Genomic DNA, 24,867 nt, shown 5'->3' with positions numbered 1-24,867 from the left:
GCTGCGGGTGCAGAGGGGCGTTTGTCTGGAATTCATGTGTTGTTGGGGCTGCTGTGCAGCCCTTCGCGGGCTCGCCCGCTCCCACAGAATCAGCGGCACAACCTGCTTTTGTGGGAGCGGGCATGCCCGCGAAGGGCCGCAGAGCGGCCCCAATATACAGAATCAGGCGTCGACCAGGATCGAGGTGCCGGTCATTTCCACCGGCTTTTCCAGCCCCAGCAGCTTCAGCATGGTCGGCGCCACATCGGCCAGCACGCCGCCGTCACGCACCTTGACGTTGCGCTTGCCGACATAGATGAACGGCACCGGCTCGGTGGTGTGCGCGGTGTGCGCCTGGCCGGTGCACTCGTCTTCCATCTGCTCGACGTTGCCGTGGTCGGCGGTGATCAGCGCTTCGCCGCCGACCTTGTCCAGCGCCTCGACGATGCGCCCGACGCAGCCATCCAGGGCTTCGACGGCTTTCACCGCAGCTTCGAACACGCCGGTATGGCCGACCATGTCGCCGTTGGCGTAGTTGACCACGATCACGTCATAACGCTGCTGCTCGATGGCCTCGACGATGCGGTCGGTAACTTCCGGTGCGCTCATTTCCGGCTGCAGGTCGTAGGTGGCGACCTTCGGCGAAGGGATCAGGATGCGCTCTTCGCCTTCGAACGGCTCTTCGCGGCCACCGGAGAAGAAGAAGGTGACGTGGGCGTACTTCTCGGTCTCGGCGATGCGCAGCTGGGTCTTGCCGTTCTTCGCCAGGTACTCGCCCAGCACGTTGTTCAGGCTGGCCGGGGCGAAGGCGGCGGGGGCCGGGATTTTCGCCGAGTACTGAGTCAGGCCGATGTAGGCGGCCAGTTTTGGCAGGCGGGCACGCGGGAATTCGTTGAAGTCGGCTTCGACGAACACGCGCGACAGTTCGCGGGCGCGGTCGGCGCGGAAGTTCATGAAGATCACCGCATCGCCGTCTTCGACCTTGACTGCTTCACCGATGCGCGTGGCCTTGACGAACTCGTCGCTCTCGTCGCGGGCGTAGGCCGCTTCGAGGCCGGCCAGGGCGGTGTCGGCGGTGTATTCGGCAGCGCTGTCGACGATCAGGTTGTAGGCGGCGCTGACGCGGTCCCAGCGGTTGTCGCGGTCCATGGCGTAGTAGCGACCAATCAGGCTGGCGATGCGGCCCTTGCCCAGCTTGGCGAAGGCGGCGTCGAGCAGTTCGATGGACGACTGTGCGCTGCGTGGCGGCGTGTCGCGGCCATCGAGGAAGGCGTGCAGGTAGATCTTTTCCGCACCGCGCTGCGCGGCCAGTTCGGCCATGGCTACCAGGTGGTCCTGGTGGCTGTGTACGCCGCCGTCGGACAGCAGGCCGAGGATGTGCACGGCCTTGCCGGCACTGGCTGCCTTGTCCACGGCGCCGGTCAGAACCGGGTTCTCGAAGAACTCGCCGTCGCGGATGGCCTTGGTCACCCGGGTGAAGTCCTGGTACACCACGCGGCCGGCGCCGAGGTTCATGTGACCGACTTCGGAGTTGCCCATCTGCCCGTCCGGCAGGCCGACATCCATGCCCGAGCCGGAAATGAGGCCATGCGGCTGGCTGGCGCGCAGGCGGTCATAGACCGGTGTGTTGGCGGCGTAGATGGCGTTGTATTCGGGGCTTTCGCTGTGGCCGAAGCCATCCAGGATGATCAGGACCAGGGGTTTGGGCGTACTCGTCATCAATCAAACTCACGGTTGTTCAAAGATGATAAAGACACGCATTTTAGGGCAAATGCGCCACCGGCGGCGAATATTCGTCCTGTTCCCTGACCAGCGTGGCCAATGTGGCAACATGAAGGTACCTTTCCGGCCGGCCCGTCGGGCTTTGGTGGCACTGGGGGGCTGTGTATACTGGCCGGCATTTTCAATCGCGTGGAACACCCCAGATGGTTGCTAACCTGATTCAATTTGCGACAAACCACTACATCCTGGTGGCGATCTTCGTTGTATTGCTGGTCGCGCTGCTGGTCAACGAAATCCGTCGCGGCGGCCAGAGCCTGAGCAATGGCCAGCTGACTGCCCTGGTCAATGCCGAGAAAGCCCTGGTCATCGACATCCGCCCGACCAAGGAATACTCCGCCGGTCACATCGTCGGTGCGGTGAACATCCCGCAGGACAAGCTGGTCAACCGCATGAGCGAGCTGGACAAGCACAAAGAGAAGACCCTGATCGTCGTCGACTCGATGGGCCAGCAGTCCGGCACCATCTGCCGCGAGCTGCTCAAGGCTGGTTACAACGCCGCCAAACTGAGCGGTGGCGTTTCCAGCTGGAAAGCCGATAACCTGCCCCTGGTGAAGTGATATGAAGCCCGTCATCGTCTATTCCAGCGACTACTGCCCCTACTGCATGCGCGCCAAGTACCTGCTCGAGAGCAAGGGCGTGGCCTTCGAGGAAATCAAGGTCGACGGCAAGCCACAGGTTCGTGCCGAGATGAGCCAGAAGGCCGGCCGTACATCTGTGCCGCAGATCTGGATCGGCAGCACCCACGTCGGTGGATGCGATGACCTTTATGCCCTGGAGCGCGCCGGCAAGCTCGACGCGCTGCTGGCGGCCTGATTTGCACTGCATTCAAAAACATTAGGATAAGGATCTGCCATGACTGACCAACAGACCAACGGCGCTGCTGCAGAAGACAACAGCCCTCAGTTCTCCATGCAGCGCATCTATGTGCGCGACCTGTCGTTCGAAGCCCCGAAAAGCCCGCAGATCTTCCGTCAGACCTGGGAGCCGAGCGTTGCCCTGGACCTGAACACCAAGCAGAAAGCCCTGGAAGGTGACTTCCACGAGGTGGTGCTGACCCTGTCGGTTACCGTCAAGAACGGTGACGAAGTGGCCTTCATCGCTGAAGTGCAGCAGGCCGGTATCTTCCTGATCAAGAACCTGGACGCGGCTTCGATGAGCCACACCCTGGGTGCGTTCTGCCCGAACATCCTGTTCCCGTACGCCCGCGAGACCCTGGACAGCCTGGTGACCCGCGGTTCGTTCCCGGCCCTGATGCTGTCGCCGGTCAACTTCGACGCCCTGTACGCGCAGGAAATGCAGCGCATGCAGGAAGCTGGCGAAGCGCCGACTGTGCAGTAATAGCTGCATTTGAAAAAGGGCGACTTCGGTCGCCTTTTTTGTTGGCCTGTTCCGGCCCTATCGCCGGCAAGCCAGCTCCCACAGGTACTGCACAGGTTTCAAGGGCGGTGCGGTCCCTGTGGGAGCTGGCTTGCCGGCGATAGGGCCAGTGCAGGCAGCGCATCAACTGCCGGCAAACCCATTCTGCCGCCACGCCTCATACACCGTCACAGCCACGGTATTGGACAGGTTCAGGCTGCGGCACCCGGGCCGCATCGGCAGGCGCAGGCGTTGTTCGGCCGGCAGGCTGTCCAGTACCTCGGTCGGCAAGCCACGGCTTTCTGGCCCGAACAGGAAGGCATCACCCGGCTGGTAGGCCACTTCGTGGAACGGGTGCGAGCCCTTGGTGGTGAAGGCGAACAGCCGTGGGTTGCCCAGGCTTTCCAGGCATCCGGCCAGGCTCTCGTGGCGCTTGAGCGTGGCATACTCGTGGTAATCCAGCCCCGCGCGCCGCAGGCGCTTGTCATCCAGTTCGAAGCTGATGGGCTCGATCAGGTGCAGGTCGCAGCCGCTGTTGGCGCACAGGCGAATGATGTTGCCGGTATTCGGCGGAATTTCTGGTTGAAAAAGGATGACGTGAAACATGCACGGCTCCAAGCGTGAAGATGACGGGCATTCTACCCCCGAACCGGACCTGCGTTCGAAGGCGTTCCCGCGGGTGATGCTGTCGCTGGCGATCGTCGGCTTGATGGTGGGGCTGATGATCGGCCGCTTGACCACACCCGACGAGCGCGAGCTGCAGCAGGTGGAGGTGGTGCAGGATGGCCTGGAGCTGTGGTTCAACGAAGAGCCTCAGCTGCATGGCGAGAATGTGGAAGGTACGGTAGCACTGTTGTTCCAGGCCCAGGGCAAGGCCCGGCAAGGGCAACTGAGCCTGCAGGGCAAGCCTGTGAGCTGGCGGGTGCAGAATAGCAAGGAAGGTCTGTTGCTGACGGTGGTGGCCGCGCGCCCCCTGCACGGCGAGTGGGCCGGTGCAGAGGACGCTGGGCGCTGGCGGTTGCAGGTGAAACTGCACGAATAAAAGAGGGGATATCCCGGCCTGCCTGTACCAGGGTCCCCGAAAGGGGTACTGCGTATAAAGGGGGGATGGCCCGGCCTGCCTGTACCGAGGTCCCCAAAACTGGCGATGTTGCGAATAAAAGAGGGGTTCACCCGGCCTGCCTGTACCAGGGCCCCCGAAACTGGATATGTATGGTTTATTGCAGGGGGCGTGCCAGTTTTGAAAAGCCCGTGAATTATGGGTTTTCAGGGTGATTTGGCCGTTTTTGCGGGGGATTTGTGCCTTCGAGAGGTGCATCGGGCACAGGATCGGTGCATCGAAGGGCTGAAATGTTTGGGGCCGCTTTGCGGCCCATCGCGACACAAGGCCGCTCCTACAGGGGATCGCATTCTCCTGTAGGAGCGGCCTTGTGTCGCGATGGGCTGCGCAGCAGCCCCAAAGAACTATGGGTTTACCTGGAACTCAGTGCTCGTCCCCTTCCTCATCATCGCCACCCGCCACATTCATCCCCAGCTCCTTGATCTTGCGCGTCAGGGTGTTGCGCCCCCAACCCAGCAACAGTGCCGCATCGCGCCGACGGCCAGCAGTGTGCTTGAGCGCCGTCTCGATCATGATCCGCTCGAAGCTCGGCACTGCGCTGTCCAGCAGGCTGGTCTGCCCACGCGCCAGCGCCTGGTCGGCCCACTGGCGCAGGGCCTGCTCCCAGTTGGTTACCGGTGCGGCGTCCTGTGGCAGGTTCAGCAGTTCTGGCGGCAGGTCGCCGATCAGCACTTCGCGGCTGGAGGCCATCACGGTGATCCAGCGGCAGGTGTTTTCCATTTGCCGTACGTTGCCCGGCCACGGCAGGTTGCGGATGAATTCCTCGGTTTCCGGCTTGAGGATCTTCGGCTCGACCGCCAGCTCCTGGGCGGCGCGGGCGAGGAAGTGGCGGGCGAGGGCGGGGATATCTTCGCGGCGGTCGGCCAGCCGTGGGATGTGGATGCGAATCACGTTCAGGCGGTGGAACAAGTCCTCGCGGAACTTGCCGGCCTGTACCAGCGACTCCAGGTTCTGGTGGGTGGCGGCGATGATGCGCACATCGACCTTGACCGGCACGTGGCCGCCCACGCGATAGAACTCGCCATCGGCCAGCACTCGCAGCAGGCGGGTCTGGGTGTCGGCAGGCATGTCGCCGATCTCGTCGAGGAACAGGGTACCGCCGTCGGCCTGCTCGAAGCGCCCCCGGCGCAGGTTGGCGGCGCCGGTGAAGGCGCCTTTTTCATGGCCGAACAGCTCGGACTCCATCAGGTCCTTGGGGATGGCGGCCATGTTCAGGGCAATGAACGGCGACGCCGCACGCGGGCTGTGGCGGTGCAGGGCGTGGGCCACCAGCTCCTTGCCGGTACCGGACTCGCCGTTGATCAGCACGGTGATGTTGGAGTGGCTGAGGCGGCCGATGGCGCGGAACACCTCCTGCATCGCCGGCGCTTCACCGATGATTTCCGGGGTACGCGCCAGGCTCTGCGGCACATCCAGCCCTTGTTGCTCCTGGGCGTGCTGGTTGGCTCGCTTGACCAGCGAGACCGCCTCGTCCACATCGAACGGCTTGGGCAGGTACTCGAAGGCACCGCCTTGGTACGATGCCACGGCGCTGTCCAGGTCGGAGTGGGCGGTCATGATGATGACCGGCAGGCGGGGGTGCTGCTCACGGATCTGTGCCAGCAGGTCGAGGCCGCTGGTGCCCGGCATGCGGATGTCGGAAATGATCACGTCCGGTTGCTGGCGTGCCAGGCGGCCCATCACGCCATCGGCGCTGTCGAAGCTCTGGGTGGTCATGCCTTCCTGTTGCAGGGCTTTTTCCAGGACCCAGCGGATGGAGCGATCATCGTCGACGATCCATACGGTTTCACTTCGGCTCATGAGGCGGTGGCTCCTTGTTCCAGGGGCAGGTAGATCGAGAAGGCAGTGTGGCCTGCATGGCTTTCACACTCGATCAGGCCCTGGTGCTGGCTGATGATGTTCTGGGTAATGGCCAGGCCCAGCCCGGTACCGTCCGGGCGGCCGCTGACCATGGGATAGAAGAGGGTGTCCTGCAGTTCCGGCGGGATGCCCGGGCCGTTGTCGATGATCTCGACCCGCGCCACCAGGCGATGGCGCACGTGGCCGATGGTGAACTGGCGCAGGGCACGGCTGCGCAGGGTGATGCGGCCCAGGCGCAGTTCGTTCTGCGAACTGATCGCCTGCATGGCATTGCGCACGATGTTGAGCACGGCCTGGATCATTTGCTCGCGGTCGATCAACACATCCGGCAGGCTGGGGTCATAGTCGCGCACCAAAGTGATGCAGCCCTGGCTTTCGGCCTCTACCAAGCTGCAGACCCGCTCCAGCACTTCGTGGATGTTGGTCATGGCCAGCGACGGCAGCTTGTTCGAACCGAGCATGCGGTCGACCAGGTTACGCAGGCGGTCGGCTTCCTCGATGATCACGTTGGTATAGTCACGCAGGCCTTCTTCAGGCAGTTCGCGTGCCAGCAGCTGGGCTGCGCCGCGGATGCCGCCAAGGGGGTTCTTGATTTCGTGGGCCAGGCCGCGCACCAGCATCTTGGTGGTTTCCTGCTTGCTCAGCTGGGCCTCTTCCTTGGTAATGCGCAGCAGCCGGTCGCGTGGGTGCACCTCCAGCAGCAGCAGGGTCTGGCCCTGATGCAGGATCGGCGTTACCGCGTAGTCGACGGTGATGGTCTGCCCGGTCAGCGAGGTGAGCTGCGCTTCGCGCTTGGTGAACGGGTGCGCCTGCTCGACCGCCTGGCGCAGCGAGCTGAGCGCCTCGGTCGACTCGGTGAACAGTTCGCTGATGAACTGCCCATGGCTGCGCTGGCCACTGACCGCCAGGAGCATTTCCGCGGCCGGGTTCATGTACTCCAGGCGCAGCTCGGCGTTGAGCAGCAGCGTGGCGGTGGTCAGGTTGTCCAGAAGCAGACGGTGCTGGGCATCGCTGATGGTCATAGGGCGTCGTCGACCTCTTTTGGCGCGTGTCGGGCATGGGCGCGGCCATGGTCGGGCGCGCGGTGGATCCGCTGATTCCAGTCTTTGGGCAAAAAATGCAAGAACCAAACCAAGGCTCCGAAAAGAAGCGGAATTTGCCGATAAAGCCCTGGAAACGGGAAAAACCGCACCAGAATGAACTGATTAAACGGTTCATGTGATCGCTTTTGGGGTGCATTCGGGGGGCGTTAGCTCTCAGAATGCACCAATATGGAGCATAGGTGGTTTCAGGTTTTATCGCACAGTTTGCTCGAGGCACGGATCATCGCCTGCTTGAGGGCAATGGGTTGAGGCCGTTTGTGGAGCTTGGTTGCCAGCTGCCGAGCACAGTCCGCCCTTCGCTCTTTGTCGAAGGCTGAGAGGGAATGCAGCAATTCGGCTTGCAGTCTGTCCAGTTCGGGTCGTAGCTCGCTTGTGAGATCGCGACGATGCGCATCCGGTGCGGCGCCTCGACGCTGCCAGCGCTCAAGCAGGGCGTATTGCACCATTTTGTGTGCTTCGATCTGGTCGGCGAAAAAGCGCGTAGCTCGCTCGGCTGGTAGCTGATGGCGCCATGCGCTGTTGCGAACCCTGGCCTGGACTTGCTGTTCCCGTTCGGTGTCCTGCACAGGCTGGTCATTGTCCCACTTGTGCAAGGCAATAGACTCGGCAGTGGCCAAGCGCTTCTCGATAGCATTGATCAGGTTGTCAAAGGCGTCTTCGCTTGTCGCGTCAAGCGGTGGGCATTCGGCTTCTGGCGTTGAAAACGCCAGGTCTTCATTGCTTGCGTGGAACACCATGACAGTGGCGGGCTGCCCAGTGGTGTGCCCGCGGTGCACTTCCCCTTGAAGTTCTGCCAGCGTCTGGCCCGCAACCAGGCTTGTGCGCTTGCCGTCGCGGGTTTCCACCTCAAGTCTGCCCTCCGCCAGATAGCCCAGATTGAGCGCCTGATGGCAGTGCCAGCCGAGGGTTGTGTGGGCGGGGATGCTGACTTTCACCAGCGATAGCACTGGTCGTCCTTCGGGGTAATTGCGATAGGGGGTGCCGTCCCAACTGCCGGTGGCGCGGTGAAGCACCTGTGACGTTGCCTGGCCTGGCGCGGTGCCATTGCTGGCGCAGCCGGCGAGGAGGGCGGATACGGTAATCATTGCAGGTAGAAGTTTGCGCATGGCGTGATGTCCGTTGACTGAAGGGACGCCTACCCTGCGTGCTGAAGGGGCGGCGAAATGTCAGCGGCATCTGCTGGTTCTGTATGAAATCGATGAGGCAGCCACGGAAACGAAAACGGCCTCCCGAAGGAGGCCGTTCGTGATCAGGTCATCGGCGCCAGGCGCCGATCAGATCAGCAGCTGTAGTACAGCTCGTATTCCAGCGGGTGAACGAAGGTGCGGACCTTGATTTCTTCTTCGCTCTTCAGCTCGATGAAGGCATCGATGAAGTCGTCGGAGAACACGCCGCCCTTGGTCAGGAATGCACGGCCCTTGTCCAGCTCTTCCAGAGCTTCCTTCAGGCTGCCGCAAACCTGCGGGATGTCCTTGGCCTCTTCAGGCGGCAGGTCGTACAGGTTCTTGTCGGCAGCATCGCCTGGGTGGATCTTGTTCTGGATACCGTCCAGGCCGGCCATCAGCAGGGCCGCGAAGGCCAGGTACGGGTTGGCCGATGGGTCCGGGAAGCGAGCTTCGATACGGCGGGCTTTCGGGCTGCCGACGTAAGGAATACGGATCGAGGCGGAACGGTTGCGAGCCGAGTAGGCCAGCATTACCGGGGCTTCGAAGCCTGGGACCAGACGCTTGTAGGAGTTGGTCGACGGGTTGGTGAAGCCGTTCAGGGCCTTACCGTGCTTGATGATACCGCCGATGAAGTACAGGGCGGTGTCGGACAGGCCGGCATAGCCTTCACCCGAGAAGGTGTTCTTGCCGTCTTTCCAGATCGACATGTGCACGTGCATGCCCGAGCCGTTGTCGCCGTACAGAGGCTTCGGCATGAAGGTGGCGGTACGGCCGTAGGCGTCGGCAACGTTGTGCACGACGTACTTCAGTGCCTGTACTTCGTCAGCCTTCTTCACCAGGGTGTTGAACTTGACGCCGATTTCGTTCTGGCCGGCAGTCGCCACTTCGTGGTGGTGAACTTCGACGGTCTGACCCATTTCTTCCAGTGCGTTGCACATGGCGGTACGGATTTCGTGGTCGTGGTCGAACGGCGGAACCGGGAAGTAGCCGCCTTTCACGCCTGGACGGTGGCCTTTGTTGCCGCCTTCCACGTCAGCGCCGGTCATCCACGAGCCTTGCTCGGAGAAGATCTTGAACATCGAGCCGGAGATGTCCGACTGGAACTTCACTTCGTCGAAGATGAAGAACTCTGGCTCCGGGCCGGCGAATACGGTGTCACCGATGCCGGTGCTCTTCAGGTACTCTTCGGCGCGCTTGGCGATGGCGCGAGGGTCACGATCGTAGCCCTGCATGCTCGACGGGTCGACGATGTCGCAGGTGATGATCAGGGTTGGCTCTTCGGTGAACGGGTCCAGTACGGCAGTTTCGTCGACCGGCATCAGGATCATGTCGGAAGCTTCGATGCCTTTCCAGCCAGCGATGGAGGAACCGTCGAACATCTTGCCGACTTCGAAGAAGTCGTCTTCCAGCGCATCACGCGACGGCATGGTCACGTGGTGCTGAATGCCTTTGGTGTCCGTGAAACGCAGATCAATCCACTTGACGTCATGATCTTTGATGAGTTGAACCGACTTCGACATGTTGTCCTCCGGATGGTCTAGAGCGCGGTGGGCCGCTGCCCTGGAAAAAGGGTGTTGCCGGGCGCGGATAGTCGGCCAAGCTTACCTGCCTCACAAGGGAGCAAATTGCATGCCAGTGCCCGAAAATGGCGAGGGCGGGATAAAAGGGGGCGTTTGCGGGCATTGGGCACAGAGTTGGCGGGTAAAAATGCACCCTTAAGATGCGAATTTTGGTAGCGGTGCACCAATAGTGTGCATTGCTTGAAATGCGTGCTTTCTTTGAGGGCCTCTTCGCGGGCTCGCCCGCTCCCACAGGTAGGGCGTAAGTCTTGAGAGCTGCGGATGGCCTGTGGGAGCTGGCTTGCCGGCGATGAGGCCGGTGCAGGCAATATAAATCCGACCTTCTGTACAAAAGTTGGTCAAATCCTGAGCAATTTCCGCTATAATTCGCGCCCCTCATTTTCGGCAGGCCCTGCGCGCGCTGTTAACCAATGAAACTTATCGTCAAAGTCTTCCCAGAAATCACCATCAAGAGCCGGCCGGTGCGCAAGCGCTTCATCCGCCAGCTCGGCAAGAACATCCGCAACGTGCTCAAGGACCTCGATCCTGAGCTCGTGGTCGATGGTGTCTGGGACAATCTCGAAGTGGTCACCCGCGTCGAAGACGAAAAAGTCCAGCGCGAGATGATCGAGCGCCTCACCTGCACCCCGGGTATCACCCACTTCCTGCAGGTAGAGGAATACCCGCTCGGCGACTTCGACGACATCGTCGCCAAGTGCAGGCAGCACTTCGGTCATCTGCTGGCCGGCAAGCACTTCGCCGTGCGCTGCAAGCGCGGCGGCCACCACGACTTCACCTCGATGGACGTCGACCGTTACGTCGGCAGCCAGCTGCGCCAGCAGTGCGGCGCCGCCGGCATCGAGCTGAAGAGCCCGGAAGTGCTGGTGCGCATCGAAATCCGCGACCAGCGCCTGTACGTGATCCACAACCAGCACCAGGGCATCGGCGGCTACCCGCTGGGCGCCCTGGAGCAGACCCTGGTACTGATGTCCGGCGGCTTCGACTCCACCGTGGCGGCCTACCAGATGATGCGCCGTGGCCTGATGACCCACTTCTGCTTCTTCAACCTCGGCGGCCGTGCCCACGAGTTGGGCGTGATGGAAGTGGCCCACTACCTGTGGAAGAAGTTCGGCAGCAGCCAGCGCGTGCTGTTCATCAGCGTGCCGTTCGAGGAAGTGGTCGGCGAGATCCTCAACAAGGTCGACAACAGCTACATGGGTGTGACCCTGAAGCGCATGATGCTGCGCGGTGCCGCGCACATGGCCGACCGCCTGGAGATCGACGCGCTGGTCACCGGCGAGGCGATTTCCCAGGTGTCCAGCCAGACCCTGCCGAACCTGTCGATCATCGATTCGGCCACCGACAAGCTGGTGCTGCGCCCGCTGCTGGCCAGCCACAAGCAGGACATCATCGACCAGGCCTACGCGATCGGCACTGCCGACTTCGCCAAGCACATGCCAGAATACTGCGGCGTGATCTCGGTAAACCCGACCACCCACGCCAAGCGCCACCGCATGGAGCATGAAGAGAAGCAGTTCGACATGGCCGTGCTGGAGCGTGCCCTGGAACGCGCCCGGCTGATCTCCATCGACCATGTGATCGACGAACTGGGCAAGGACATCGAAATCGAGGAAGTGACCGAGGCGCTGCCCGGCCAGATCGTCATAGACATTCGTCACCCCGATGCCCAGGAAGACGAACCTCTGGTGCTCGACGGTATCGAAGTCCAGGCCATGCCGTTCTATGCCATCAACAGCAAGTTCAAGCACCTGGATGCCAACCGCCAGTACTTGCTGTATTGCGACAAAGGTGTGATGAGCCGTCTGCACGCACACCACCTGCTCAGTGAGGGACATGCCAATGTGCGTGTTTATCGTCCGACATAAGACGCCAGGGCTGTATGGCGGCAGCATCCGCCATCGCCCTCCCGACCATCGGGCCCGCTGAGCCTCAAACCGTACATATTCGCCGCCTACACTGGCGGCAACCGAATCCTCTGATCGAGATACAGTTGTGATCGAAAATCTGCGTAACATCGCCATCATCGCCCACGTTGACCATGGTAAAACCACCCTGGTCGACAAACTCCTGCGCCAGTCCGGCACCCTGGAGCGTAACGAGCTCAACGACGAGCGCGTGATGGACTCCAACGACCAGGAAAAAGAGCGCGGCATTACCATTCTGGCGAAAAACACCGCCATCAACTGGAACGGCTACCACATCAACATCGTCGACACCCCCGGCCACGCCGACTTCGGTGGCGAGGTTGAGCGTGTAATGTCGATGGTCGACTCTGTGCTGCTGCTGGTCGACGCCCAGGACGGCCCGATGCCGCAAACCCGCTTCGTGACCAAGAAGGCTTTCGAAGCTGGCCTGAAGCCGATCGTCGTGATCAACAAGGTTGACCGCCCGGGCGCGCGTCCTGACTGGGTTCTGGACCAGATCTTCGACCTGTTCGACAACCTCGGTGCCACCGACGACCAGCTGGACTTCCAGGTTGTCTACGCCTCGGCCCTGAACGGCATCGCCGGTCTGGACCACACCGACATGGCCGAAGACATGACCCCGCTGTACCAGTCGATCGTCGACAACGTACCGGCGCCGAACGTTGACGTCGATGGCCCGTTCCAGATGCAGATCTCCGCTCTGGACTACAACAGCTTCCTCGGTGTTATCGGCGTTGGCCGTATCGCCCGTGGTCGCGTCAAGCCGAACACCCCGGTTGTTGCCATCGACACCGAAGGCAAGAAGCGTAACGGCCGTATCCTCAAGCTGATGGGCCACCACGGCCTGCACCGCGTCGACGTTGAAGAAGCCCAGGCTGGCGACATCGTCTGCATCAGCGGTTTCGACGAGCTGTTCATCTCCGACACCCTGTGCGACATGAACAACGTCGAGGCGATGAAGCCACTGACCGTTGACGAGCCGACCGTTTCGATGACCTTCCAGGTCAACGACTCGCCGTTCTGCGGCAAGGAAGGCAAGTTCGTCACCAGCCGTAACATCAAGGAACGTCTGGACAAAGAGCTGCTGTACAACGTTGCACTGCGCGTTGAAGAAGGCGACTCGGCTGACAAGTTCAAGGTTTCCGGCCGTGGTGAGCTGCACCTGTCGGTTCTGATCGAAACCATGCGTCGTGAAGGCTTCGAGATGGCTGTAGGCCGCCCTGAAGTGATCATCCGCGAAGTCAACGGCGTGAAGCAGGAGCCGTTCGAGAACGTCACCATCGACATCCCTGAAGAATCCCAGGGCAAGGTCATGGAAGAAATGGGCCTGCGTAAAGGCGACCTGACCAACATGGCGCCGGATGGCAAGGGCCGTGTACGTCTGGAGTACAACGTACCTGCTCGTGGTCTGATCGGTTTCCGTAACCAGTTCCTGACCCTGACCAATGGTGCCGGCATCCTGACCTCGATCTTCGATCGCTACGACACCATGAAAGCCGGCCAGATGTCCGGTCGCCTGAACGGTGTACTGGTTTCGATCGAGACCGGCAAGGCGCTGACCTACTCGCTGGAAACCCTGCAGGCTCGCGGCAAGCTGTTCATCGAGCACGGTCAGGACATCTACAACGGTCAGATCATCGGCCTGAACAGCCGTGACAACGACCTGGGCGTGAACCCGACCAAGGGCAAGAAGCTCGACAACATGCGTGCTTCGGGCAAAGACGAAGTCATCGCCCTGGTACCGCCGGTTCGCCACACCCTGGAACAGGCCCTGGAATTCATACAGGACGACGAGCTGTGCGAAGTGACTCCGAAGTCGATCCGCCTGCGCAAGAAGATCCTGGACGAAGGCGAGCGTACCCGCGCTGCCAAGAAAGCCAAGGCTTGATCGTCTAGCTTGAGCTGAAACGAAAACGCCCCCGGTCGAAAGGCCGGGGGCGTTTTTGTTTGCCTGCAGATTTTGGGGCCGCCTTGCGGCCCTTTCGCGACACAAGGCCGCTCCTACAAGGGACCGCGATCTCCTGTAGGAGCGGCCTTGTGTCGCGAAAGGGCTGCAACGCAGCCCCAGAATCTCAAATGCAAAGCAGGATCAGCGCCCGACCACCTTGGGCTTGTACGCACAATACCCCGGCCGCGGCCCGACCTTGGGGTGGTTGCGGCAGGTATCCGGCCGCTTGTCATAAATGGTGCACAGCCGGCTTTTACGATCCAGGTACAGGCAGTCATCATTGCTCATCCGGGTCAGGGTGAAGATCCCCGACTTCTGGTTGAAGCGTTCGATGATGCCGTCCTTCTGCAGGCGCTTGGCGATGTTCTTCGGCGGTTCGTCTTTCTCGAACTCGTCGACCACGCCGATACGGATCAGATCCTTGATCTTCACCTCCACCGGCAGGGTGCAGCAGGTCGAATGGCAGCCATGGCACATGTTGCTGGTATAGCGCTGCCAGGTCTCCAGGCGGTCGACTTCGGCCGCGGCGATCAGGGTCGTTTTCATCGTTATGGGGGTGTATCACGGTCTTGGGGCGCGCGATCATACCGGAATTGTTCAATTTATGAACAACCTTTTGCCGGAATCGCAGAGTGGGCATGAAAACTGCGAACGCTAACTGTCACTCCCTGTCGAAGGGTCTAGGCTCAACAGTCTCCCTCCGCTTTCGTCAACTTGCCCGAGGATGCCGCATGTCCCAGGAACCCAAAGCTCGTGACGCCGAGGTGGCCGAATTTCGCGCCGCTGTACTGGACAAGCTGACCTACGCGGTCGGCAAGGACCCGGAGCACGCTTTCGACCACGACTGGTTCGAAGCCATCGCACTGGCCGCGCGCGATCACATGGTCGATCACTGGATGGACCACACCCGCCAGGCTTATCGCCGCAGCCAGAAGCGGGTCTATTACCTTTCCCTCGAATTCCTCATTGGCCGCTTGCTGTACGACAGCCTGAGCAACCTGGGCCTGCTCGACATTGCCCGCGACGCACTGGAAGGGCTGGACGTGGACCTGGAGCGCATCCGCCTGCTCGAGCCCGATGCCGCGCTGGGCAACGGTGGCCTGGGCCGCCTGGCGGCGTGCTTCATGGAGAGCATGTCGACCCTGGGCATTGCTGCTCACGGTTATGGCATCCGCTACGAGCACGGGCTGTTTCGCCAGGCCATGGTCGATGGCTGGCAGCAGGAACAGACCGAGAACTGGCTGGACTTTGGCAACCCCTGGGAGTTCGAGCGCGCGGAGGTGATCTACCCGATCAGCTTTGGCGGCAGCGTCGAAACGGTGCACGACACCCACGGCCAGCAGCGCCAGGTGTGGTGGCCGGGCGAGACCGTGCGAGCGGTGGCTTATGACACCCCGGTTGTCGGTTGGCGCGGGGCCAGCGTGAATACCCTGCGCCTGTGGCGTGCGCGGGCGCTGGAAGAGCTGCACCTGGAACGCTTCAATGCTGGTGACCACCTGGGTGCGGTAGCCGAGGTGGCGCGGGCCGAAAGCATTTCGCGGGTGCTGTACCCGGCCGATAGCACCGAGGCGGGCCAGGAGCTGCGCCTGCGCCAGGAGTACTTCTTCGTCTCGGCTTCGTTGCAGGACCTGCTGCGCCGCCACCTGAACATGCACGACAACCTGCTCAACCTGCCGGATGCAGCGGCCATCCAGCTCAACGACACCCACCCGTCGATCGCCGTGGCCGAGCTGATGCGCCTGCTGGTCGACCAGCATGAAATCCGCTGGGATACCGCCTGGGAGCTGACCGTCGGCACCCTGGCCTACACCAACCACACCTTGCTGCCCGAAGCCCTGGAAACCTGGCCGGTGGCGCTGATGGAACGCATGCTGCCGCGGCACATGCAGATCATCTACCTGATCAATGCCTATCACATCGACGCGCTGCGGGCGAAAGGCCTGCACGACTTCGATGTGCTGCGGGCCGTGTCGCTGATCGAAGAAGACAACGGCCGCCGAGTGCGCATGGGCAACCTGGCGTTCCTCGGTTCGCACAGCGTCAACGGTGTGTCGGCGCTGCACAGCAAGCTGATGAAAAGCACGGTGTTCTCCGAGCTGCACAAGCTCTACCCGCAACGGATCAACAACAAGACCAACGGCATTACCTTCCGCCGCTGGCTGTACCAGTCCAACCCGCAGCTGACCGCCATGCTGGTCGAGGCGCTGGGCCCTGAGTTGCTGGACGATCCGGAAGGGCGCCTGGTCAATCTGGTGCCGTTCGCCGACAAGAGCGGCTTCCGCAAGCAGTTCGCCGCGCAGCGCCTGCACAGCAAGCGTGCCCTGGCCAGCATCATCCAGGACCGCCTGGGCGTTACGGTGAACCCCGAAGCGCTGTTCGATGTGCAGGTCAAGCGCATCCACGAATACAAGCGCCAGTTGCTAAACCTGCTGCACACCGTGGCGCTGTACCAGGCCATGCGCAACGACCCCGGTACCGACTGGGTGCCGCGGGTGAAGATTTTCGCCGGCAAGGCCGCGGCCAGCTATCACCAGGCCAAGCTGATCATCAAGCTGGCCAACGACATCGCCCGGGTGGTGAACAACGACCCCACCGTGCGCGGCCTGCTGAAGGTGGTATTCCTGCCCAACTACAACGTCAGCCTGGCCGAAAGCATCATCCCGGCGGCGGACCTTTCCGAGCAGATTTCCACCGCCGGTTACGAAGCCTCCGGCACCAGCAACATGAAGTTCGGCCTGAACGGCGCGCTGACCATCGGCACCCTGGATGGTGCCAACGTCGAGATGAGCGAGCAGGTGGGTACCGAAAACATGTTCATCTTCGGCCTTACCGCGCAGCAGGTGGAGGCCAGACGGCGCGACGGGGACTTTGGCGCCAGTGCGGCGATTGCCGCGTCCAGCCGCCTGAACGACGTGTTGCAGGCTGTTCGCAGCGGGGTGTTCTCACCGGACGACCCGTCGCGCTACAGCGCGCTGATCGACGGGCTGGTGGCTCATGACCGCTTCCTGGTGTGTGCCGATTTCGATGCCTACTGGGATGCCCAGCGACGGGTCGAGGAGCTGTGGCACACGCCGCAGGAATGGTGGCGCATGGCGGTGCTGAATACCGCGCGGATGGGCTGGTTCTCCTCGGACCGGACCATTCGGGAATATGCCAGCGAGATCTGGAAGGCTTTGGATTGAGGTAAGCCTGTGCCGGCCTCTTCGCGGGTAAACCCGCTCCCACAGGGACTGCACAGGCCCTGAATCTTGTGAAGATCCTGTGGGAGCGGGTTCACCCGCGAATGGGCCTCACTCCGACCACCGGCCTGGCGCACGCTGAACTACCGACCTATTGTGCCGTCTGAGAGCCGTGGCGAGTCTCATCACTCGCTAGCCCGCAACTCTCCCTGTAAACTGCGGGGGTTTTTATCCCCCCAATCCTTTCGGAGCCATACATGTCCCGCGTTACCCTGAGTCGCTATCTGATTGAGCAGACCCGCAGCAACAATACCCCTGCCGATCTGCGCTTCCTGATCGAAGTGGTGGCGCGTGCGTGCAAGGAAATCAGCCATCACGTGTCCAAAGGCGCCCTTGGTGGTGTGCTGGGCAGCATGGGCACTGAAAACGTGCAGGGCGAAGTCCAGAAGAAACTGGACGTGATTTCCAACGATATCCTGCTGGAAGCCAACGAGTGGGGCGGCCACCTGGCCGGCATGGCTTCCGAAGAAATGGACAACGCCTACCAGATCCCGGGCAAGTACCCGAAAGGCGCCTACCTGCTGGTCTTCGACCCGCTGGACGGCTCGTCCAACATCGACGTCAACGTTTCGGTCGGCACTATCTTCTCGGTACTGCGTTGCCCTAACGAATACCTGAGCCAGAACGAAACCCTGAACGAAAATGCCTTCCTGCAGCCAGGCACCCAGCAGGTCGCCGCCGGTTACGCAATCTACGGCCCGCAGACCATGCTGATCCTGACCCTGGGCAACGGCGTCAAGGGCTTCACCCTGGACCGCGAACTGGGCAGCTTCGTCCTCACCCACGAAAACATCCGCGTGCCGGAAAGCACCGCAGAGTTCGCCATCAACATGTCCAACCAGCGCCACTGGGAAGCCCCGGTTCAGCGCTACGTGGGCGAACTGCTGGCAGGCGAGACCGGCCCGCTGAAGAAAAACTACAACATGCGCTGGATCGCCTCGATGGTGGCCGACGTACACCGCATCCTGACCCGTGGCGGCCTGTTCATGTACCCACGTGACGCCCGCGAGCCGAGCAAGCCGGGCAAACTGCGCCTGATGTACGAAGCCAACCCGATGTCCTTCATCATCGAACAGGCCGGCGGCGCCTCCACCAACGGTTACGATCGCATCCTCGACATCCAGCCAGAAAGCCTGCACCAGCGTGTGTCGGTAATCCTCGGCTCGAAGGAAGAGGTCGAGCGCGTCACCGCCTACCACAAGGAGTAAGTCATGCTCGCACCTTGGCAGCCGTTGCTGGAGTGGTGGTTCGGTTGGGGCACCAGTCCCCAGGCCGTGGCTGACGAGAAGAGCACGCTGTGGTTCGGCAAGCATCATGATGCCGACGCCCATGCGCTGTTTGGCGACCTGGTCGAGCATGCCCTGGCGGGTGGGCTCGACGAGTGGCAGCAAAGCCCGCAGGGCTGGCTGGGCCTGCTGATCCTGCTGGACCAGCTGCCGCGCATGATCCACCGCGACACGCCGCGTGCCTTCGAGGGCGACCGGCGTGCCCAGGTGGTGGCGATGCAGGGTTTACAGAAAAACTGGGATTACCAGCTGCTGCCGATCCAGCGGGTGTTCGTGCTGCTGGTGCTGGAGCATGCCGAGGTGCTGGACTGGCAGAACCTGTGCGTCGAGCGCTACCAGGTGCTGCTGGACGAGCAGCCCGAAGCCAACCGCCGGTTGTTCGAAGGCTTCCTCGACTACGCCGAGCAGCACCAGCGGGTAATTGCCCGTTTCGGGCGCTTCCCGCACCGCAACCTGGTGCTGGAGCGGCCGAGTACCAGCGAAGAGATGGACTTTTTGCTGGAGCCTGGGTCCAGGTTCTGAGGCTTCGTGGCCTGCTGCGCAGGCCGTCGCGACGCAAGGCCGCTCCTTCACGGGGGCGGCCTTTTTGTTTGGGCGGGGTAATTCTTTGTGATTAATCGCACAGTAGTGGCCATCCGACCAATGGCGTAGGGTTAGAGGAGGGAGGTCAGGGAACCTGGGAGGGTTTTTACCGTCGAAGGTCACTGCAGGCCACTCGCCTGTATCCCCTCTCCAGGAGTGTCCTTCATGTCGTTGCGTTCCCTCGCCCTGTTGTCGCTGTGCGTCGTCCTGACTGCCTGCAGCAAGATCAACCAGGAAAACTATTCCAAGATCAAGGCCGGTATGAACAAGGCCGAGGTCGAGCAGCTGCTCGGCACGCCGACCGAGTGCTCTGGTGCGCTGGGGATGAGCAGCTGCACCTGGGGGGACGAGAAGAGCTTCATCAGTGTGCAATACGCGGCTGACAAGGTGCTCATGTATTCAGGGCAGGGTCTCAAATGAGGCACCTGTATCTGCTGATGGGGGTATGCCTGGCGTTGCTGCTGGGCGGTTGTGCCGGCTCCGTGCATGACCCGCTGGCGCCGAAAACCGCGGGCAACATCGACCTCAAGCGCTACCAGGGCAAATGGTACGAGCTGGCGCGCCTGCCGATGCGCTACCAGACCGGCTGCGAGCAGTCCGAAGCGCACTACAACCTCCGGCTCGATGGTAGCCTCGGCGTGCTCAACCGCTGCCGCACCATGGGTGACGAATGGCTGCGCGCCGAAGGGCATGCGAACATCCAGGAGCCGGGGCATACCGACAAGTTGTGGGTCGAGTTCGACAACTGGTTCACCAAGCTGGTGCCAGGGGTGGCGAGGGGCGAGTACTGGATTCTGTATGTGGATGATCGCTACCGCACGGCGGTGGTCGGCAGCCCGGACCGCAAGCACTTGTGGATCCTGTCGCGTACGCCGACGCTACCGGCCTGGGAGCGCGAGAACCTGATGTCCAAGGCCCGGCAGCAGGGGTATGACACCAATCGGCTGATCTGGCGTGCGTCGGACCAGCAGATCGTCAAGAGGCACTGAGGTTCAGAGTGGTTGTGGGTGTGGGCTTACCCGCAACCGCGATGTATGGCACCGGCTTCGCCGGTGTTCGCGGGTAAACCCGCTCCCACAGGTACTGCACCGCATCTGAGTTCAGCGCCTCACCTGTGGGAGCGGGTTCACCCGCGAATGCGATAGAACTGCAGGTAGATCAGCCCAAAAGCTGCCGCAGTACCTCGGCAAACGCCAGCGCGCTTTGCTCTTCCTGCGCATGCCGCCCCTGGCGCACCACCCACTGCCCATTCACCATCACATCCCGCACCTGGCGATCGCCCCCGGCAAACAGCCAGCGGTTGAGAATCGCATCCCCATCGGCCATGGCGATGTAAGGGTCCTGCCCGTCGAGCACCAGCCAGTCGGCGCGCTTGCCCACGGCCAGTTCCCCGACCGCCTGCCCCAGCGCCTGCGCACCGCCCGCCAGGGCAGCGTCATACAGCGTGCGCCCGACCATCGGCTGGTCGCCGCGATACAGGCGGTTACGCCGCTGATCGCGCAGCCGCTGGCCGTATTCCAGCCAGCGCAGTTCCTCCACCACGCTCAGCGACACATGGCTGTCCGAACCAATGCCCATGCGCCCACCCTGTGCCAGATAGTCCACTGCCGGGAAAATCCCGTCGCCCAGGTTGGCCTCGGTGGTCAGGCACAGCCCGGCTACCGCGCCGCTGCGGGCCATGGCGGTGACTTCATCCGGCTCGGCATGGGTGGCATGCACCAGGCACCAGCGTGGGTCCACGTCCACGTGCTCGTACAGCCACTGCAGCGGGCGCAGGCCGCTCCAGGCCAGGCAGTCGTCGACTTCCTTCTGCTGCTCGGCGATATGGATATGCACCGGGCACTGCTTGTCGCTGGCTGCCAGCACTTCGGCGATCTGCCCGGGCGTCACCGCGCGCAGCGAATGGAAGCACAGACCCAGTTGCTGCGCGGGTTGCGCGGCCAGCAGCGGGGCCAGCTGCGCTTGCAGTTGCAGGTATTGTTCGGTGGAGTTGATGAAGCGCCGTTGCCCGTCATTCGGGGCTTGGCCGCCGAAGCCTGCGTGGCTGTAGAGCACCGGCAGCAAGGTCAGGCCAATGCCGCTGTCGGCTGCAGCCGCGCTGATGCGGCGGGACAGTTCGGCCGGGTCGGCGTAGGCCTTGCCGGCCTGGTCATGGTGCACGTAGTGGAACTCGGCGACCGAGGTGTAGCCGGCCTTGAGCATCTCGATGTAAAGCTGACGGGCGATGACCTGCAGCTGCTCCGGGCTGATCTGGCCGACCAGGCGATACATCAGGTCGCGCCAGGTCCAGAAACTGTCGTTGGGGTTGCCGGCAACTTCCGCCAGCCCTGCCATGGCGCGCTGGAAGGCATGCGAGTGCAGGTTGGGCATGCCGGGCAGCAGCGGGCCGGCCAGCCGCTCGGCACCTTCGGCCGAGGCACCCGGTTCGATGCGGGCCACATGGCCATCACTGGTGACTTCGATGCGGACATGGCTGGCCCAGCCCGTGGGCAGCAGGGCGCGTTCGGCGAAGTAGGCGGACATCGGTGAAAATCCTGTTATTGTTAACTTGTATATACATATACAGGCGTTTGCCTGCCGGGTAAACTGCGGCAAGCTACCGCTCATTCCATTTGCACAAGGATCCAACGCCGTGCCGACACCACCTGTCTCCGCGCTGGTTGCCCAGATGGGCGAGGGCCCGGCTCCGCTGTACGCCCGGGTCAAACAGATGATCATCCAGCAGATCGACAACGGCAGCTGGCCACCGCATCACCGGGTACCCTCGGAGAGCGAACTGGTCAGCGAGCTGGGCTTCAGCCGCATGACCATCAACCGCGCCCTGCGCGAACTTACCGCCGAAGGCCTGCTGGTGCGCATGCAAGGGGTCGGTACCTTCGTGGCCGAGCCCAAGGGGCGTTCGGCGCTGTTCGAGGTCAACAACATCGCCGACGAAATTGCCGCGCGTGGCCACCAGCATAGCTGCCAGGTGATCACCCTCACCGAGGAAACGGCCGGTTCCGAGCGGGCCTTGGCCCTGGACATGCGCGAAGGCCAACGGGTGTTCCACTCGCTGATCGTGCATTTCGAGAACGGCGTGCCGGTGCAGATCGAGGATCGCTACGTCAATGCGGCGATTGCCCCCGACTACCTCAAGCAGGACTTCACCCGGCAGACGCCTTACGCCTACCTGTCGCAGGTGGCGCCGCTGACCGAGGGTGAGCACGTGGTCGAGGCAATCCTGGCCGAGCCGGAAGAATGCCGCCTGTTGCAGATCGAGCGGGGCGAGCCCTGCCTGCTGATCCGCCGCCGCACCTGGTCCGGCCGCCAGCCGGTGACCGCCGCGCGGCTGATCCACCCCGGTTCCCGTCATCGCCTGGAAGGACGTTTCAGTAAATGAGTCAGCTGCAGTTGTTGCGTGCGCAGGGCTACCCGCGCATGCCGTGGAAGAACGGTGGCGGTTTCACCGAAGAGATTACCCGCGACAGTGGCGAAGGCCTGGACGGCTTTGGCTGGCGCTTGTCGATTGCCGATATCGAGGAGTCCGGCGGGTTTTCCACCTTCGCCGGCTACCAGCGGATCATCACCGTGCTGCAAGGTGACGGCATGCGCCTGCTGGTCGACGGCCAGGCCAGCAGGCCGTTGCTGCCGTTCGATGCTTTCGCCTTCAGCGGCGAGAGCCAGGTCAGCTGCAAGCTGCTGGGTGGGGCGATCCGCGATTTCAACCTGATCTACGCACCGCAGCGCTACCGGGCGCGGTTGCAGTGGTTCGATGGCACCAGCCGCTTGTACAGCTCGGCGTCGACGGTGTTGCTGTTCGCTGCCAGCAGCCAGGTCGAGGTGGGTATTGCCGGGTGCGAGACGCAGCGGTTGGGGTTGTATGACTGCCTGCGGCTGGAGGGCAATGACAAGTTGCTGGGGTTGGATGTGCAGGGGCGGTTCTGCCTGATCGAACTCGTTTCACGTTGAGATAGCCGGGGGCTGCTGCGCAGCCCTTTCGCGACGCAAGGCCGCTCCTACACGCACCGCGCATGCCCTGGCTGGCGCGGTCCCCTGTAGGAGCGGCCTTGTGTCGCGAAAGGGTCGCGCAGCGGCCCCCGGTTTTTTTGGCCGCTCAGCGGAAAAGTCCAATTATTTTGGTTGTCCATGCTTGTACATACAAGTAAAGGTGTGTTTGTATATCTACCACGACATACCCGCCCGCGGACGACCGCAGAGGACCTTTCCCGTGACCGACAACAACAAATACCGTGACGTTGAAATCCGTGCCCCACGTGGCAACAAGCTGACTGCCAAAAGCTGGCTGACCGAAGCGCCACTGCGCATGCTGATGAACAACCTCGATCCACAGGTCGCGGAAAACCCGAAAGAACTGGTGGTGTACGGCGGTATCGGCCGCGCTGCCCGTAACTGGGCGTGCTACGACAAGATCGTCGAGACCCTGACCCGCCTGGAAGACGACGAAACCCTGCTGGTGCAGTCGGGCAAGCCGGTCGGCGTGTTCAAGACCCACAGCAACGCCCCGCGCGTACTGATCGCCAACTCCAACCTGGTGCCGCACTGGGCCAACTGGGAACACTTCAACGAACTGGACGCCAAAGGCCTGGCAATGTACGGCCAGATGACCGCCGGCAGCTGGATCTACATCGGCAGCCAGGGCATCGTCCAGGGCACCTACGAAACCTTCGTCGAAGCCGGTCGCCAGCATTACGGCGGCAGCCTGAAAGGCAAGTGGGTACTGACCGCCGGCCTGGGCGGCATGGGCGGCGCCCAGCCACTGGCCGCCACCCTGGCCGGTGCCTGCTCGCTGAACATCGAATGCCAGCAGAGCCGCATCGACTTCCGTCTGGAAACCCGCTACGTCGACGAGCAGGCCACTGACCTCGACGACGCCCTGGCACGCATTGCCAAGTACACCGCCGAAGGCAAGGCCATCTCCATCGCCCTGCACGGCAACGCTGCCGAAATCCTGCCAGAGCTGGTCAAGCGTGGCGTGCGCCCGGACATGGTCACCGACCAGACCAGCGCCCACGACCCGCTGAACGGTTACCTGCCAGCCGGCTGGACCTGGGAACAGTACCGCGACCGCGCGCAGACCGAGCCGGCTGCAGTGGTCAAGGCCGCCAAGCAGTCGATGGCCGTGCACGTGCAAGCCATGCTCGACTTCCAGAAGCAGGGTGTCCCGACCTTCGACTATGGCAACAACATCCGCCAGATGGCCAAGGAAGAAGGCGTGGCCAATGCCTTCGACTTCCCGGGCTTCGTGCCGGCCTACATCCGCCCGCTGTTCTGCCGTGGCATCGGCCCGTTCCGCTGGGCGGCGCTGTCCGGTGATGCCGAAGACATCTACAAGACCGACGCCAAGGTCAAGGAACTGATCCCCGACGACGCCCACCTGCACCGCTGGCTGGACATGGCTCGCGAGCGCATCAGCTTCCAGGGCCTGCCGGCACGTATCTGCTGGGTTGGCCTGGGCCTGCGCGCCAAGCTGGGCCTGGCGTTCAACGAAATGGTACGCAGCGGCGAGCTGTCGGCACCGATCGTGATCGGCCGTGACCACCTGGACTCCGGTTCGGTGTCCAGCCCCAACCGTGAAACCGAAGCCATGCGCGACGGTTCCGACGCTGTCTCCGACTGGCCGCTGCTCAACGCCCTGCTGAACACCGCCGGCGGTGCTACCTGGGTTTCGCTGCACCACGGTGGTGGCGTGGGCATGGGCTTCTCCCAGCACTCTGGCATGGTCATCGTCTGCGACGGTACCGATGAAGCCGCCGAGCGTATCGCTCGCGTGCTGACCAACGACCCAGGGACCGGTGTGATGCGTCATGCCGATGCCGGTTACGACATCGCCATCGAGTGCGCCAAGGAGCAGGGTCTGGACCTGCCGATGATCACTGGCTGATCGCCACGCTTTGGATCGCACCCCACAAGGGGTGATACTGAACAACAAGAAGGAGCACGC

The 24,867-nt window shown here is 62.5% G+C and carries 22 protein-coding genes; 14 read left to right on the top strand and 8 right to left on the bottom strand.

The window, feature by feature from the left end; translation table 11 throughout:
• Window positions 1–162: 162 nt before the first annotated feature.
• The gene (gene gpmI / locus CAG46_RS01310) at window positions 163–1,698 is read right to left on the bottom strand and encodes a 2,3-bisphosphoglycerate-independent phosphoglycerate mutase (RefSeq protein ID WP_075046619.1); all 1,536 of its coding nucleotides are present in this window, start codon (window positions 1,696–1,698) and stop codon (window positions 163–165) included.
• 206 nt (window positions 1,699–1,904) lie between these two features.
• Here gpmI and CAG46_RS01305 point away from each other — a divergent pair, with 206 nt between their 5' ends.
• Genes CAG46_RS01305 through secB form a run of 3 tightly spaced genes read left to right on the top strand, consistent with a single transcriptional unit; the run spans window position 1,905 to window position 3,099 of the window.
• Window positions 1,905–2,318, top strand: coding sequence for a rhodanese-like domain-containing protein (locus CAG46_RS01305; protein WP_003259887.1), 414 nt, complete (start codon window positions 1,905–1,907; stop codon window positions 2,316–2,318).
• Window position 2,319: 1 nt separating this feature from the next.
• A complete protein-coding gene (gene grxC, locus CAG46_RS01300) occupies window positions 2,320–2,574 on the top strand; it encodes a glutaredoxin 3 (protein ID WP_003249204.1) in 255 nt (84 codons plus the stop codon).
• Window positions 2,575–2,613: 39 nt separating this feature from the next.
• Complete coding sequence (gene secB, locus CAG46_RS01295; RefSeq protein WP_013974581.1) at window positions 2,614–3,099, top strand: protein-export chaperone SecB; 486 nt, start codon at window positions 2,614–2,616, stop codon at window positions 3,097–3,099.
• Window positions 3,100–3,261: 162 nt separating this feature from the next.
• Here secB and trmL read toward each other — a convergent pair whose 3' ends face one another.
• A complete protein-coding gene (gene trmL / locus CAG46_RS01290; protein WP_025340939.1) occupies window positions 3,262–3,723 on the bottom strand; it encodes a tRNA (uridine(34)/cytosine(34)/5-carboxymethylaminomethyluridine(34)-2'-O)-methyltransferase TrmL in 462 nt (153 codons plus the stop codon).
• Between trmL and CAG46_RS01285 the strand changes: the two genes are divergently transcribed.
• Entirely contained in the window at window positions 3,722–4,159 is a 438-nt protein-coding gene (locus tag CAG46_RS01285; RefSeq protein WP_075046617.1) for a hypothetical protein, read from the top strand. The genes trmL and CAG46_RS01285 overlap by 2 nt on opposite strands.
• A 441-nt stretch (window positions 4,160–4,600) precedes the next feature.
• Here CAG46_RS01285 and ntrC read toward each other — a convergent pair whose 3' ends face one another.
• From ntrC to glnA, 4 genes are all read right to left on the bottom strand, one after another.
• A complete protein-coding gene (ntrC, locus tag CAG46_RS01280; RefSeq protein WP_013974578.1) occupies window positions 4,601–6,037 on the bottom strand; it encodes a nitrogen regulation protein NR(I) in 1,437 nt (478 codons plus the stop codon).
• Window positions 6,034–7,119, bottom strand: a complete 1,086-nt coding sequence (glnL, locus tag CAG46_RS01275) for a nitrogen regulation protein NR(II) (RefSeq protein WP_025340937.1) — start codon at window positions 7,117–7,119, stop codon at window positions 6,034–6,036. Before glnL ends, ntrC begins: the two co-directional genes overlap by 4 nt.
• 266 nt (window positions 7,120–7,385) lie before the next feature.
• A complete protein-coding gene (gene aroQ, locus CAG46_RS29005) occupies window positions 7,386–8,306 on the bottom strand; it encodes a gamma subclass chorismate mutase AroQ (protein WP_143493359.1) in 921 nt (306 codons plus the stop codon).
• Between the two features lie 173 nt (window positions 8,307–8,479).
• Entirely contained in the window at window positions 8,480–9,886 is a 1,407-nt protein-coding gene (glnA, locus tag CAG46_RS01260; RefSeq protein WP_025340936.1) for a type I glutamate--ammonia ligase, read from the bottom strand.
• A gap of 470 nt (window positions 9,887–10,356) precedes the next feature.
• Here glnA and thiI point away from each other — a divergent pair, with 470 nt between their 5' ends.
• Both thiI and typA read left to right on the top strand, forming a co-directional pair.
• Entirely contained in the window at window positions 10,357–11,811 is a 1,455-nt protein-coding gene (gene thiI, locus CAG46_RS01255) for a tRNA uracil 4-sulfurtransferase ThiI (protein WP_085614626.1), read from the top strand.
• A 127-nt stretch (window positions 11,812–11,938) separates the two neighbouring features.
• Entirely contained in the window at window positions 11,939–13,759 is a 1,821-nt protein-coding gene (gene typA / locus CAG46_RS01250; protein ID WP_025340934.1) for a translational GTPase TypA, read from the top strand.
• 201 nt (window positions 13,760–13,960) lie between these two features.
• Here the strand turns inward: typA and CAG46_RS01245 are convergent, their stop codons facing one another.
• Window positions 13,961–14,365, bottom strand: a complete 405-nt coding sequence (locus CAG46_RS01245; protein ID WP_003259873.1) for a YkgJ family cysteine cluster protein — start codon at window positions 14,363–14,365, stop codon at window positions 13,961–13,963.
• 185 nt (window positions 14,366–14,550) lie between these two features.
• Between CAG46_RS01245 and CAG46_RS01240 the strand changes: the two genes are divergently transcribed.
• From CAG46_RS01240 to CAG46_RS01220, 5 genes are all read left to right on the top strand, one after another.
• Complete coding sequence (locus CAG46_RS01240) at window positions 14,551–17,001, top strand: glycogen/starch/alpha-glucan phosphorylase (RefSeq protein ID WP_085614628.1); 2,451 nt, start codon at window positions 14,551–14,553, stop codon at window positions 16,999–17,001.
• Between the two features lie 254 nt (window positions 17,002–17,255).
• Window positions 17,256–18,266: a class 1 fructose-bisphosphatase gene (locus tag CAG46_RS01235; protein WP_025340932.1), complete on the top strand. Its 1,011-nt coding sequence runs from the start codon at window positions 17,256–17,258 to the stop codon at window positions 18,264–18,266.
• Between the two features lie 3 nt (window positions 18,267–18,269).
• The gene (locus tag CAG46_RS01230) at window positions 18,270–18,866 is read left to right on the top strand and encodes a DUF924 family protein (protein WP_085614630.1); all 597 of its coding nucleotides are present in this window, start codon (window positions 18,270–18,272) and stop codon (window positions 18,864–18,866) included.
• A gap of 225 nt (window positions 18,867–19,091) precedes the next feature.
• Complete coding sequence (gene bamE, locus CAG46_RS01225) at window positions 19,092–19,346, top strand: outer membrane protein assembly factor BamE (protein WP_003249234.1); 255 nt, start codon at window positions 19,092–19,094, stop codon at window positions 19,344–19,346.
• Window positions 19,343–19,915: a lipocalin family protein gene (locus CAG46_RS01220; RefSeq protein ID WP_025340931.1), complete on the top strand. Its 573-nt coding sequence runs from the start codon at window positions 19,343–19,345 to the stop codon at window positions 19,913–19,915. Before bamE ends, CAG46_RS01220 begins: the two co-directional genes overlap by 4 nt.
• A 169-nt stretch (window positions 19,916–20,084) precedes the next feature.
• Here CAG46_RS01220 and CAG46_RS01215 read toward each other — a convergent pair whose 3' ends face one another.
• Entirely contained in the window at window positions 20,085–21,449 is a 1,365-nt protein-coding gene (locus tag CAG46_RS01215) for a formimidoylglutamate deiminase (protein WP_085614632.1), read from the bottom strand.
• A 145-nt stretch (window positions 21,450–21,594) separates the two neighbouring features.
• On the opposite strand from CAG46_RS01215, the gene hutC reads away from it, so the two are divergent.
• The 3 genes from hutC to hutU all read left to right on the top strand — a co-directional run bounded on the left by hutC (window position 21,595) and on the right by hutU (window position 24,807).
• Window positions 21,595–22,305, top strand: coding sequence for a histidine utilization repressor (gene hutC / locus CAG46_RS01210; RefSeq protein WP_013974563.1), 711 nt, complete (start codon window positions 21,595–21,597; stop codon window positions 22,303–22,305).
• A complete protein-coding gene (locus CAG46_RS01205) occupies window positions 22,302–22,874 on the top strand; it encodes a HutD family protein (protein WP_085614634.1) in 573 nt (190 codons plus the stop codon). Before hutC ends, CAG46_RS01205 begins: the two co-directional genes overlap by 4 nt.
• Window positions 22,875–23,133: 259 nt before the next feature.
• Window positions 23,134–24,807 carry a urocanate hydratase gene (hutU, locus tag CAG46_RS01200; protein WP_013974561.1) on the top strand — a complete coding sequence of 558 codons (1,674 nt, stop codon included), beginning with the start codon at window positions 23,134–23,136 and terminating at the stop codon, window positions 24,805–24,807.
• Window positions 24,808–24,867: the final 60 nt, after the last annotated feature.

It is taken from the genome of Pseudomonas sp. B23(2017) (assembly GCF_002113725.1).
Classification (GTDB): domain Bacteria; phylum Pseudomonadota; class Gammaproteobacteria; order Pseudomonadales; family Pseudomonadaceae; genus Aquipseudomonas; species Aquipseudomonas putida_Z.
Note: the sequence above shows the minus strand (reverse complement) of the source record. Positions and strands in the feature narration are given on the sequence as shown.